Source organism: Mycobacterium sp. Root135 (assembly GCF_001426545.1).
In the GTDB taxonomy this organism is placed as follows: Bacteria; Actinomycetota; Actinomycetes; order Mycobacteriales; family Mycobacteriaceae; genus Mycobacterium.
Genome location: NZ_LMEZ01000006.1, coordinates 444,250 through 456,191 on the forward strand (window position 1 = coordinate 444,250; position 11,942 = coordinate 456,191).

Below are 11,942 nucleotides of genomic sequence, written 5' to 3' on the forward strand. Positions count from 1 at the left end.
TCTCCTACCCGGAAGCCTATTTCACGGCCCGGGCACGCCGGGCGTCGAGGATCACTTGAATGATCAGTACGAATATCGCGACGGTCATCAGCAGCGTCGAGACGGCGTAGGCGCCGTACTCCTGCCCACGGCTGTACCGGTCGGAGACGAGCAGAGTCAGGGTTTGGGAGGTACCGGGGAGGTTGGACGACACCATGATGACGGCGCCGTATTCGCCGAGGGTGCGGGCGATGGTCAGCACGATGCCGTACGTCAGACCCCACCTGATCGACGGCAGGGTGATGCGCCAAAACGTCTGCCACCACTGCGAACCCAGGGTGGACGCCGCCTCCTCCTGGTCGGTGCCGAGTTCGTGCAGGAGGGGTTCGACCTCGCGGATGACGAACGGCAGCGTGACGAAGATGCTGGCGAGGACGATGCCTGGCAGCCCGAAGATGATCTTGAAGCCGAGATCGTTCTCGACGAACCCCAACACGCCAGCCGACCCCCACAGCAGGATCAGGGCGACGCCCACCACCACCGGCGAGACCGCGAACGGCAGGTCGATGACGGCCTGCAACACACTCTTGCCGCGAAACCTGTTGCGCGCCAGCACCAGCGCGGTCGGCACTCCGAAGACCACGTTGAGCGGGACCACGATCGCGACCACCAGCAACGAGAGCTGAAGCGCCGATATCGCAGCGGGCGTGCTGATCGAGGCGAAGAAGGTGCCGATGCCCGGCGTGAACGTGCGCCACAGGATCAGCCCGACGGGCACCACGACGAGGACGAGGACGTAGGCGAGCGCCGTGTAGCGAAGGAGCAGGCGCGCCGTCTTGGACAGAATCATCGCGCGAGCTCCTCACGCTTCGCGGCCCTCGAACCGACGGCCCGGAGGACGAACAGGACGAGGAAGGAGACCACCAGCAGCACGATGGAGATCGCCGCGGCTCCGGTGCGGTCGTCGTTCTCGATCAGCGTGCGGATCCACTGCGAGGACACCTCGGTCTCACCGGGTACCGCGCCGCCGATCAGGACCACCGAGCCGAACTCCCCGATCGCTCGGGAGAAGGCCAGACCGGCGCCCGAGAGGAGCGACGGAAGCAGCGCAGGCAGAACGACCTTCGTGAAGATGGTGACGTTGTTGGCGCCGAGTGACGCCGCGGCCTCCTCCACCTCACGGTCGAGTTCGAGCAGCACCGGCTGCACCGAGCGCACGACGAAGGGCAGCGTCACGAACAACAGCGCGACGCCGACACCCCACTTGGTGTGTTGAAGATGAAGTCCGACAGGGCTGTTCGGGCCGTACAGCGCCAGCATCACCAGGCTCGCGACGATCGTCGGCAACGCGAACGGCAGGTCGATCACGGCGTCGACCAGGCGCTTTCCCGGGAAGTCGTCACGCGTGAGCACCCACGCCACCAGAAGCCCGAAGACCAGGTTGAGCAGGGTGACGGCGACGGAGATCGTCAACGTCACCTTGTAGGAGGCCAGCGCCGCGTTGGAACTGACCGCGGACCAGAACAGCTCCCACCCGCCACCGGCGGACTGCCACAGGATCGCCGCCAGTGGAAGCAACACGATGACGCTGAGCCACAACGTCGCCGCGCCAACGCGCAACGACGTCGTGCCCCTGGCCCGACGCAGACGACCCGGGGCCGCGGGAGTCGGCGCGAGCCCAGCGGTCATCCGGTGGCCTGCTTGTAGATCTTGGTGATCGAGCCGTTGTCCTTGTCGAACAACGCCGGGTCGACGTCGCCCCAGCCACCGAGGTCGGCGATGGTCCACAGCTTCTGCGGCGTCGGGAAGTCTTTGGCGAAGTCGGCGGCCACTGCGGGGTCGACGGGACGGAAACCGGCTTCGGCCCAGAGCTTCTGGCCCTCGGGGGTGTAGAGGAAGTTCTTCAGCGCGGTGGCCTGCTGCACGTGCTGCGACGACGTCACCACTGCAACGGGGTTCTCGATCTTGAACGTCTGCGGCGGGATGACGTGCTCGATGTCCTTGCCCTGCCGCTCGGCGTTGATCGCCTCGTTCTCATAGCTGATCAGCACGTCGCCGGTGCCCTGCAGGAACACGTCGGTGGCCTCGCGACCGGAGCCGGGTCGCGACTTCACGTGCTCGGTGACGAGCTTGTTGACGAAGTCGAGGCCTGCCGCGGAGTCCTTGCCGCCGTTGCTCTTGGCGGCGTACGGCGCCAACAGGTTCCACTTGGCCGAGCCGGAACTCAACGGGCTCGGGGTGACCACCTCGAGGCCCGGCTGCAGCAGGTCGTCCCAGTCCTTGATGTTCTTGGGGTTGCCCTTGCGGACGACGAGGGACACCACCGATCCAAAGGGGATGCCCTTGGTCGCGTCGGTGTTCCAGTCCTTGGCGACCTTGTCGGCCTTGACCAACCGGGTGACGTCCGGCTCCACGGAGAAGTTGACGATGTCGGCGGGCTTGCCGTCGACGACGCCGCGCGACTGGTCGCCCGACGCACCGTAGGACGTCGTCACCGCGACGCCCTTGCCCTCGGGGGTGGCGGCGAAGGCCGGGATGACCTTGCTCCAGCCTGGCTCGGGAACGGCGTAGGCCACCAGCGTCAGCGTGGTGTCCGCGGCGGGACCTGCGGACTCGCCGGCGACGTCGCTCGCGCCTCCACCGCACGCGGCGAGTAGGGAGGCCGTGACGGCGAGGGCGCCGGCAGCGGTCAGCGACCGAATGGACTTCGGGGTGAAGACGGGCATGGAGTGGGGCCTTTCGGAGCGGCGATTCATGGGTTCTGTTACCCGCCACGACGGAAAGGAGACGTATCAGCGCTCAGGCATGAAGACTGCCGCGACCGACACCAAACCGCGCAACGGAATGGGGGTCAGCGACAACAGTGCACATCGGCGACAGCGCAATTGCCCACGGCGATGAGGGCCAGGACATGGCCGTCGTCGCTGCTGGACAGTGCGTGCATGGCGCGAAGCGTAACAGACCTCGTAAACGTGTCGTTACCTGGCGAACAGCCACATCACGACGACGAGGGCAAGCAGCGCCACCAGCACCAACGTGACCCTGGAGCGAGGCATCCCGGTCATGACGGATCCTCGTCGGCGTGCTTGGCGCGCTGCAACAAACGGATGCCGTTGCCAAGCGCTCCGTCAAGAAGCACGGCCACCGAATAGGCCAACAGCAGCACCACGGGCATCACCACCACCGTCTGTGCCACGAAACCGAGACCGGAAAGCCACAGTTCGACCCCGTCCCACCAACTCAGGATGCCCGTCATCGAGTCCACCCTACGATCAAGGGGTGAATGGACCCCATTCCACGACCTGTGTCATCGCCGGCGGCGGTCCGGCGGGCATGATGCTGGCCCTGTTGCTGGCCCGCGGCGGCGTCGACGTCACGGTCATGGAGAAACATGCCGACTTCCTTCGCGACTTCCGCGGCGACACCGTGCATGCCAGCACGTTGCGCCTGCTGGACGACCTTGGGCTGGGTGGCGACTTCCAGAAACTCACCCATCGGGTGATCGAGACCATCGGCATGTCGGTGCAGGGCGTGCCGGTCGACATCGACCTGAGTCGCATCCCTGGACCGCACAAGCACATCGCGCTGGTGCCGCAGTGGGACTTCCTCGAATTGTTGGCGACCGCAGCCCAGAAGGAACCGTCGTTTCGGTTGCTCCGCAACACCGAGGTCCTCGAGCCCCTTCGCCAGGGCGGTGTCGGCGTGGTGGGAGTCCGCTACCGCGGCCCGGACGGGCAGATCGCCGAGATGCGAGCCGACCTGACGGTGGCGTGCGACGGCAGGGGCTCGGCGCTTCGTGCGGCAATGGGCCTGCAACCCAGGACCTTCGGCACCCCGATGGACGTGTGGTGGTTCCGGCTGCCGCGCAACGACGGTGACCCGCCCGGGCTGGAGGGCGTGCTGACGTCGGGGCACGCGATGATCGTCATCGACCGAGGCGACTACTACCAGTGCGCCTACATCATCCCGAAGGGCGCCGACTCGCAGTTGCGCGCCGAGGGCATCGAGTCGCTGCAGCGCACGGTCGCCGGGTTGGTGCCCGCGCTGGCCGATCGCGTCGGCGAGCTGACGTCCTTCGACGACGTCAAACTGCTCGACGTCCAGCTCAACCGGCTGCGCAGGTGGTACTCCGACGGCCTGCTGCTGATCGGCGACGCCGCCCATGCGATGTCGCCGGTCGGCGGCGTCGGCATCAACCTGGCGGTGGCAGACGCGGTCGCGGCGGCGCGCGCGCTGGCCGTCCCGTTGCGCGCGGGTCGCGTGCCCACCAGGGATCTGGCTCGCATCCAGGCCAGGCGGTGGGTGCCGACGGCACTCATCCAGGGCATGCAGCGGCTGATCCACGCTCGCGTCATCGCGGTGGCGGTGTCCGGAGGTGACTCGGCAGCGCCACCCCTGGCGGTCCGCGTTCTCAGCCGCGTCCCCTTCCTACGCAGCGTCGCCGGATATGCCGTGGCGATCGGGCCGCTTCCCGAGCGCGCGCCCGCCTACGCCAGGCGGCCGGAACCGCACGAGTAGACGCCGGAGGCCCGGTCAGTCGATGATGTCGGGATGGTTCTGCAGCAAGCTGGGTCCAGCGCCGCTTCGTCGGATGACGTCGACCACGTGCCGGAGGCGCCGTACACGGTCACCGCGCCCGTCCCGTATGCCCCGAGCGGGCCGCTGCGCAACCCGTTTCCGCCGATCGCGGACTACAGCTTCCTGTCCGACTGCGAGAACACCTGCCTGATCTCGTCGGCCGGTTCCGTCGAGTGGCTGTGCGTGCCGCGCCCGGATTCGCCGAGCGTGTTCGGCGCGATCCTCGACCGCGGGGCGGGCCACTTCCGGCTGGCGCCGTACGGGGTGACGGTTCCGTCGGCCCGCCGGTACCTGCCGGGCAGCCTGATCATGGAGACCACCTGGCAGACGCACACCGGGTGGCTGATCGTGCGCGATGCGTTGGTGATGGGCCCGTGGCACGACCTGGACACCCGCTCGCGGACGCACCGCCGAACCCCGATGGACTGGGACGCCGAACACATCCTGCTGCGCACCGTTCGATGCGTCAGCGGCGTCGTGGAACTCGTGATGAGCTGCGAGCCGGCGTTCGACTACCACCGCGAGCCGGCGACGTGGGAGTACTCGGCGCAGGCCTACGGCGAGGCGATCGCCCGCTCGAGCAAGAACCCGGAAGCGCATCCGACGCTGCGGTTGACCACCAACCTGCGGATCGGCCTCGAAGGCCACGAGGCGCGGGCGCGGACCCGACTCACCGAGGGCGACAACGTCTTCGTCGCGTTGAGCTGGTCCGGCCACCCGGCGCCGCAGACGTTCGAAGAAGCCTCGGACAAGATGTGGAAGACCAGCGAGTCGTGGCGGCAGTGGATCAACATCGGCGACTTCCCCGACCACCCGTGGCGGTCCTACCTGCAGCGCAGCGCGCTGACGTTGAAGGGCCTCACCTACTCCCCCACCGGCGCGCTGCTAGCGGCAAGCACCACGTCGTTGCCAGAAACGCCTCAGGGCGAACGCAATTGGGACTACCGGTATTCGTGGATTCGGGACTCGACGTTCGCGCTGTGGGGGCTGTACACCCTTGGGCTTGACCGCGAGGCCGACGACTTCTTCTCGTTCATCGCCGACGTGTCGGGGGCGAACAACGGTGAGCGCCATCCGCTGCAGGTGATGTACGGCGTCGGCGGGGAACGCAGCCTCGTCGAGGAGGAGCTGCACCACCTGTCGGGTTACGACAACTCGCGGCCGGTTCGCATCGGCAACGGCGCCTACGACCAGATGCAGCACGACATTTGGGGTTCGATGCTGGACTCGGTGTACTTGCACGCCAAGTCCCGCGAGCAGATCCCCGAGACGCTGTGGCCGGTGCTCAAGCTTCAGGTCGAGGAGGCCATCAAGCATTGGCGTGAGCCCGACCGCGGCATCTGGGAGGTTCGCGGCGAGCCGCAGCACTTCACCTCGAGCAAGGTGATGTGTTGGGTGGCGTTGGACCGCGGCTCCAAGCTGGCGGATCTGCAGGGCGAGAAGAGTTACGCCCAGCAGTGGCGGGTGATCGCCGAGGAGATCAAGGCCGACATCTTGGCCCACGGCGTCGACCACCGTGGGGCGCTCACACAGCGGTACGGGAACGACGCACTGGATGCGTCACTCCTGCTGGTGCCGTTGGTGCGGTTCCTGCCGCCGGACGATCCGCGGGTGCGGGCAACGGTTCTGGCGATCGCCGACGAGCTCACCGAGGACGGCCTGGTGCTGCGCTACCGCACCGAGGAGACCGACGACGGCCTTTCCGGCGAGGAGGGCTCGTTCACGATTTGTTCGTTCTGGCTGGTGTCGGCGTTGGTGGAGATCGGCGAGATCAGCCGGGCGAAGCATCTGTGCGAGCGGCTGCTGTCGTTCGCCAGCTCGCTGCATCTCTACGCCGAGGAGATCGAGCCGCGGACCGGACGCCACCTCGGCAACTTCCCGCAGGCGTTCACCCACCTGGCGCTCATCAACGCCGTGGTGCACGTGATCCGCGCCGAGGAGGAAGCCGACAGCACCGGGGTGTTCCAGCCCGCGAACGCCCCGATGTGAGCTAAGTCAGGCGACTAGCGGCCGGCCGAGGGGCAGCGCGCGTCCCCCGGTCTCCTCCCACAGCGCGGCGACGTAGTAGTAGCCCACCAGCGCGACGAAGGCGAAGACGAACCAACCGCCCGCGTGGGTGGCCGCGGCGCTGCCGGTGAGGTTGCCGATCAGCAGCAGTACCAACGCGACGTCGACGATGCCGAGTAGCAGCGGATACGTCCACGGCAGCCGGAGCACTAGCACGGTGAGCAGTCCGATGGTCAACAGCCAGCTGCCGAGCCACAACGCGGTCGTCGGTCCCGCGCCCGCGGCGGTGATGCCGAACCAGTCATGGGTAAGCCCGAGAGACAGCACGGCATAGCTGGCGTAGAAGCCGAAGAACACTCCGTAGACGGTGGCGTTGACGTTCTGACTCAGCGCGGCTGCCCAGATTGTCGCCAGAAGCAGTCCAATCGATGTGGCCGACAACAGGATTGGAACGGCCGCCGCGGCAACGTCGACGATGCCGGTGTTGGTGAACCCTAGCCCGAATCCTCCGGCGATCACCAACGGCAGCGCCAGGAGTCCTGGGTTGCCCTCCCGCGCGGGTACGGGCGTCGGGCTGTCGACCGGGGGTGCTGTCGGCTCCCTGATGGCAAGGTCGGTCATGGGTCCCTCATCTCAGAAGTTCGGTCGCGCAATGCTTCTGAAACATATGCTCGGTCCGCCCCAGACCCGATGGTTGCGATCAGTCGGAAGTAATCCGCTAGAAGGGTGGCGGATCGTGGGATGCAGGGAGTGCGTCGGGAACGCCTCGACGGGAACGGGACAGGTGGTTGTGTCGGCGTTCCGCGGCGATCGCTCGGGCGCGGTCCTGATCGCGCGAGCGGCTACGCCGCGGCATCATTGCGCCACGGTCACCGCACGTACGGCCCTCGCGTGCGTCGAGGATGAGCGGCCCGGTTGGGACGCATAGCGACGGGAGGAGCAGCGCACTGCCCGGGGTGGTGACGTATAGCTGCCCGCTCGGCGAAGTCCAGATCAGCGTGCCGTCGGTGAGTTGTTCGTCATGCCAACCCCAGAACGTCTTGACGAGGTGATGGGTACGGCACTTGCAGGACAAGTTCGACGCGTGCGTGGGGCCACCCTCGGCATGCGGGACGACATGGTCGACGTCGCACTTGGAGGCGGGGACGGAGCACCCCGGGAAGCGGCACGTCATGTCCCGACATCGGACGAAGTCAGCCAACGACTGCGACGGGACGTACCCCGCCTCCGGCGGCGCGTCGCGCGGATGTACCAGCGGCCGCAGCCGGGCGGCCAACTTGAGTTCGGCGATCAGCTCCGGCGAGATGAGACCCTCGTAGCCCAGCATTGCCGCTGGAGTGGTGCCGGTTCCCGCGACGGTCGCCGCCTCGGCAACGACGTGGATGACCACCGCGCTGGCTGCGCGGCCCCCGGCCGGGCACTCCGCCTGCCCGCACAGACAGCTCAACCGGTCGCTGCCTGCGGCCATCGCGCCGAACGCGTCCGCACGCCGTTGCGCCACCGTGCGCGGGTCGAAATCGCAAACCGTCGCTGCCAGCGCGGTGAGCCGCTCGTCGACGGCGTGTCCGTCGGGCGCGTGCACGGTGGCATTGATTTCGGCCAATCCGTTGTCGACGTCGCCGACGAACACCTCTCGTCCGGCGACCCGATCACGGCGTCGCCGGACCGCGTCCGCATCCCGTCGAGCCACGAATCGGTCTATGCGTGCGGACAACTGGCTTCGGTTCAACGACCCCCAACGTGGTGCGGCCAGGGCCAAATCGCGATCAACGGCGGCCAGCACGTCATCGTCGACGATCAACCCGGTACGGAACACACAGGCACGAAATGTGGCCTCGTCGATGTCACCGGCGATCAACGCCCGACCTAGGAGCGGCAGCTGTTCGCGCATGGCCCGGGCATAACGCATGTGACTTGCCGCCAGGCCCTGACCGATCGACAGCGCCGCCGCGATCTCGGCGACGACCGCGGCCTCTGCATCGACGGCCCAATCCGCAGTCTCCTCGAACTGGACGCGCCGCAGAGCGAAGAGCTCACCAATCGCGCTCAGACGCTCGCCCGCCGCGCATGCTTCGGCCCGCGCCGCGGAGCAGATCCGCTGCAGCAACACCGCCGACGCACTCGATTCGCTCATGTGTTCGATTGTAAGTGGGGGGTATGACACGGGCATGATCGACTGATGACCTCCGAACCCCACCGCACCGACACCACCGACGGACTCGCCGCCCTGACCCCACAGCTCGAGCGGGTGGCCGAACTACTCGGGGTGAAGTCCGTCCTGGTGATGCGCTCCGAACCCGACTCGATGGTCGTCGCGGCCACCGCCGGAGAGGCCACGAAGCACTACACGGTCGGCGCGGCAGGCAAGAAGGCAGGCGCCGACGACAGCCGGGTGCCGCTGTATTGCGAGCGCATCGTCGACACGAATGACGATCTCTTCGTACGTGATTCACGAACCGATCAGACCTTCGCGGGCAACGAGGACGAAAAGGAGTTCGGCCTGCACAACTACCTGGGCCTGGCCGTCCACGATCCGGCGGGCAACGTCGTCGGCACGGTCTGCGTGCTGGACGACAACGCCCGCGACTACTCCGAGGAACAGCGCAGGGAGCTCGAGCAGTTGCGCGGCGCGGTGGAGAACGTCGTCAGCCGCGACGACACCGCACTCGGTTAGCCGCTACGGGCCGACGGGGCTGAACAGAACGCCGCCAACCGTGACGATGACGATGCCGGCGGCGAGAACGATCCAGGGCCACCACTGACCCAACCAGGTCTGCTTGGTCATGGTGCGAGACTAATGACGGTCGGGGCGCCGTCGCACCGAACCATGCCGCGATTGCCCGGTGGCCCCCAGCCGGCATTGACGCACGAGTGGTTGCGCCACAACGACTTTTGACGGCGAGCGGCGCCTCCCGAGGACGCCTCGGCCGTTGTAATCACGGTGGTCGGAACCTGTACAAGGCCCACCTGGTGCGGTTGACTCGAGAAACGCCACGCACCAAAGGAGACGCCATGAGCGAGCACACGTACCGGATCGTCGAAATCGTCGGCACCTCACCCGACGGAACCGACGCCGCCATCCGCAACGGAATCAGCCGAGCATCCAAGACGCTGCGCGGACTGGACTGGTTCGAAGTGCAGTCGGTTCGCGGCGAGCTGGAGGACGGTCAGGTGGCGCACTTCCAAGTGACACTCAAGGTCGGGTTCCGGCTCGAAGAGGGTGACGCGTGACCACCACCGAGACGGAGTGGGCGCAGTGGCACGCCGAGCGCGAGCGCTACTTTGGCGATCCGCTCGGCTGGGTCAGCATCACCGGGTTGTACTGGCTCACCGAAGACTTCGAAAGCGTCGCCGACCTTCCTGGACGCTGGCGCGCTGACGCCGACGCGGTGTTCGTCGAGGGCGTCGACGGGGTCGAGCGACTCGAGCCCGTCGAGGGCGCTCCCGGCATCCTCGTCGAGGACGGCGACCGACGCATCGAGGTCATTCGACGCACCGGCTCGGTCGCGCTGCGGGTCCACGATCCGAAGTCCCCCCACCTGTCCGACTATCGCGGTATCCCCACGTACCCTCCGAGTGAAAGGTGGCTCGTCACCGGCACTTTCACTCCCTACGAACAGACCACGACGGTGACGACGGGTGCCGTCGTCGAGGGACTCGAACATCACCACGATGCCGTAGGGGTCGTCGACTTCACTCTCGCCGGCGCCTCGCGACGCCTCGTCGTCTTCGGTCGTGCGTCGGGTGGGCTGCACATCTTGTTCACGGACGCGACCAGTGGCGTGACCACGTATCCGGGGGCGCGGTCACTGCCGGTCGAAGAACCCGACGGCGGCGGATCGGTGATCCTCGACTTCAACAGGGCGGCCAACCTGCCGTGCTCGTTCACCGACTTCGCGACGTGCCCGGTGGCGCCGGCCCAGAACCGGTTGGACGTGGCTGTCGAAGCGGGAGAACGCAATCCGCGCGGAGATACCTAGAGCCGAGCCGCGTTCGCCAACATGGCGCTGACCATCGAGACGGCCTCGTCGTTGATGCCGAACGCACACGCGATGGTCTCGACCGACAGGTTCGCCACCGCCGACATGGCGTGCTGGCACTCCCACCCGTCGGAGTCCTCCTGGGAAATCCGCTGCGTCACGACGTCACCGTGGACGCGCACCTCGTCGATCAGCCAGATCGAGCTCGTCGCATCGTCGTCCACCGCCACCGAGAAGCCGCCGCAACCACGCCAGGACGACGTCGACTTCTCGACGAAGTCGACGGCCAGCTGCTCGGTGGGATACAGGACGGCGGTCTGCTCGGCCCAGTGGGCGTTGCCGTCCTGCGGCTCCCGCGCGACCTGATCACGGACCGCCGTCCACTTGCTGGACCGGTAGACCAGATCCTCGGCGCCGAAGATCGAGCCGAGGCAGTCGGGGTCCGACACGGCGTCGGAGTTGTCGGACATCCGCTCACCGGAGAGCAGGACTTCCATCTGCGTCGCACCGGCGATCCCGTTGAGCTGGGCGATGCTCAGCATCACGTCGTCGAGTTGCGATTCACGCAGCGGCTGGACGTTTGCCGGGTTGGCGCCGACGTCACGCACGGCGACACCCTCGACGGTGCTCGCGCAGCCCAAGGTGGTCGCGGCGGTGGCGACCAGCGCCGCGCACAGCCGAGCACATTGGGTCACGGACTCATTCTGACTTGCCGAGCATCGTTTGGGCGATACCCACTGCCCACGCTCGTGGATCCGGCTGGCGTTCACCGGCCGGCGTGACGGCAAGCGAGACCTCGACCAGGGTGCCGTCGCGGACGCTGAGCGCACGCTCGTACCGGGTCTGGGGACCGCCCGGACGTTGGCGGGTCCGAACGGTCGCGGAGACGACGGCGTCCTGCACGGTGACGTCGTCGACGGCTGCGTCGATTACCGCGTTACCCACGTGCTTGACCACGGTGGTGCCCGAGCACCGCTGCCACTGCCGGCTGAACGATTCGAACGCCTCACGGGCAGCCGCCGGTGAGGCCAGCCGCACCACTGCCGCGTCGGCGCCCGAGGCGTAGACGCGCTCGTCCCAGTTGAAGTAGCTCTGCCGGGCCGCCTCGACGACGGGCAGCGGCTCGTACACGATGCGCGGCGCGGTGTCGGTGACGGCGGCGCAGCTGATCGGCGAGGCCTCCGCGTCGCTGCGATAGCCGTCGGGCAGGATCTCCACCCCACCGACGAAGGGTTGAAAACCGAAGGTGCTCAACGGACTTCCGACGTCGGAGCCGATCTCATCCTCGGTGGGCAGGATCTTCACCGCCGACGCCGCGGGCGTGGCGACCCCCGGCACCGTCTGCGCGCAGCCGGCCAACAGCAGGACGACGAACACGATGCCCGTCGACCGGCGCAC

At 67.4% G+C, this 11,942-nt stretch carries 13 protein-coding genes and 1 pseudogene; 5 read left to right on the forward strand and 9 right to left on the reverse strand.

Features of this window, described 5'->3' with window-relative positions:
* Positions 1 to 16 precede the first annotated feature (16 nt).
* The 5 genes and pseudogenes from cysW to ASD37_RS18825 all read right to left on the reverse strand — a co-directional run bounded on the left by cysW (position 17) and on the right by ASD37_RS18825 (position 3,235).
* The gene (gene cysW, locus ASD37_RS18810) at positions 17 to 829 is read right to left on the reverse strand and encodes a sulfate ABC transporter permease subunit CysW (protein WP_056554549.1); all 813 of its coding nucleotides are present in this window, start codon (positions 827 to 829) and stop codon (positions 17 to 19) included.
* Positions 826 to 1,661, reverse strand: a pseudogene (gene cysT, locus ASD37_RS18815) (sulfate ABC transporter permease subunit CysT). Before cysT ends, cysW begins: the two are co-directional and overlap by 4 nt.
* A 3-nt stretch (positions 1,662 to 1,664) precedes the next feature.
* Positions 1,665 to 2,705 (reverse strand): sulfate ABC transporter substrate-binding protein, encoded by a 1,041-nt coding sequence (locus ASD37_RS18820; RefSeq protein WP_056554557.1) that lies wholly within the window; start codon positions 2,703 to 2,705, stop codon positions 1,665 to 1,667.
* A gap of 125 nt (positions 2,706 to 2,830) precedes the next feature.
* Positions 2,831 to 2,923: an Ms4533A family Cys-rich leader peptide gene (locus tag ASD37_RS32730; protein ID WP_369832325.1), complete on the reverse strand. Its 93-nt coding sequence runs from the start codon at positions 2,921 to 2,923 to the stop codon at positions 2,831 to 2,833.
* 117 nt (positions 2,924 to 3,040) lie between these two features.
* Complete coding sequence (locus ASD37_RS18825; protein ID WP_056555467.1) at positions 3,041 to 3,235, reverse strand: hypothetical protein; 195 nt, start codon at positions 3,233 to 3,235, stop codon at positions 3,041 to 3,043.
* A gap of 77 nt (positions 3,236 to 3,312) precedes the next feature.
* On the opposite strand from ASD37_RS18825, the gene ASD37_RS18830 reads away from it, so the two are divergent.
* Both ASD37_RS18830 and ASD37_RS18835 read left to right on the forward strand, forming a co-directional pair.
* Positions 3,313 to 4,497 carry an FAD-dependent oxidoreductase gene (locus ASD37_RS18830; RefSeq protein WP_082570247.1) on the forward strand — a complete coding sequence of 395 codons (1,185 nt, stop codon included), beginning with the start codon at positions 3,313 to 3,315 and terminating at the stop codon, positions 4,495 to 4,497.
* A gap of 33 nt (positions 4,498 to 4,530) precedes the next feature.
* Positions 4,531 to 6,546, forward strand: a complete 2,016-nt coding sequence (locus ASD37_RS18835; protein WP_056554563.1) for a glycoside hydrolase family 15 protein — start codon at positions 4,531 to 4,533, stop codon at positions 6,544 to 6,546.
* 6 nt (positions 6,547 to 6,552) lie between these two features.
* On the opposite strand, the gene ASD37_RS18840 is transcribed toward ASD37_RS18835, so the two are convergent.
* Positions 6,553 to 7,185, reverse strand: a complete 633-nt coding sequence (locus ASD37_RS18840; RefSeq protein ID WP_082570248.1) for a GPR1/FUN34/YaaH family transporter — start codon at positions 7,183 to 7,185, stop codon at positions 6,553 to 6,555.
* Positions 7,186 to 7,282: 97 nt separating this feature from the next.
* Entirely contained in the window at positions 7,283 to 8,698 is a 1,416-nt protein-coding gene (locus ASD37_RS18845; RefSeq protein ID WP_056554566.1) for an HNH endonuclease signature motif containing protein, read from the reverse strand.
* Positions 8,699 to 8,743: 45 nt separating this feature from the next.
* On the opposite strand from ASD37_RS18845, the gene ASD37_RS18850 reads away from it, so the two are divergent.
* The 3 genes from ASD37_RS18850 to ASD37_RS18860 all read left to right on the forward strand — a co-directional run bounded on the left by ASD37_RS18850 (position 8,744) and on the right by ASD37_RS18860 (position 10,544).
* Positions 8,744 to 9,238, forward strand: coding sequence for a GAF domain-containing protein (locus ASD37_RS18850; RefSeq protein ID WP_235568465.1), 495 nt, complete (start codon positions 8,744 to 8,746; stop codon positions 9,236 to 9,238).
* Between the two features lie 338 nt (positions 9,239 to 9,576).
* Positions 9,577 to 9,795, forward strand: coding sequence for a dodecin (locus ASD37_RS18855; RefSeq protein WP_056554573.1), 219 nt, complete (start codon positions 9,577 to 9,579; stop codon positions 9,793 to 9,795).
* On the forward strand, positions 9,792 to 10,544 hold the full coding sequence (locus ASD37_RS18860) for a DUF1684 domain-containing protein (protein ID WP_056554576.1): 753 nt from the start codon (positions 9,792 to 9,794) through the stop codon (positions 10,542 to 10,544). Before ASD37_RS18855 ends, ASD37_RS18860 begins: the two co-directional genes overlap by 4 nt.
* Here the strand turns inward: ASD37_RS18860 and ASD37_RS18865 are convergent.
* Both ASD37_RS18865 and ASD37_RS18870 read right to left on the reverse strand, forming a co-directional pair.
* A complete protein-coding gene (locus tag ASD37_RS18865; RefSeq protein WP_056554579.1) occupies positions 10,541 to 11,239 on the reverse strand; it encodes a sensor domain-containing protein in 699 nt (232 codons plus the stop codon). The genes ASD37_RS18860 and ASD37_RS18865 overlap by 4 nt on opposite strands.
* 4 nt (positions 11,240 to 11,243) lie before the next feature.
* Complete coding sequence (locus ASD37_RS18870; RefSeq protein ID WP_056554582.1) at positions 11,244 to 11,942, reverse strand: sensor domain-containing protein; 699 nt, start codon at positions 11,940 to 11,942, stop codon at positions 11,244 to 11,246.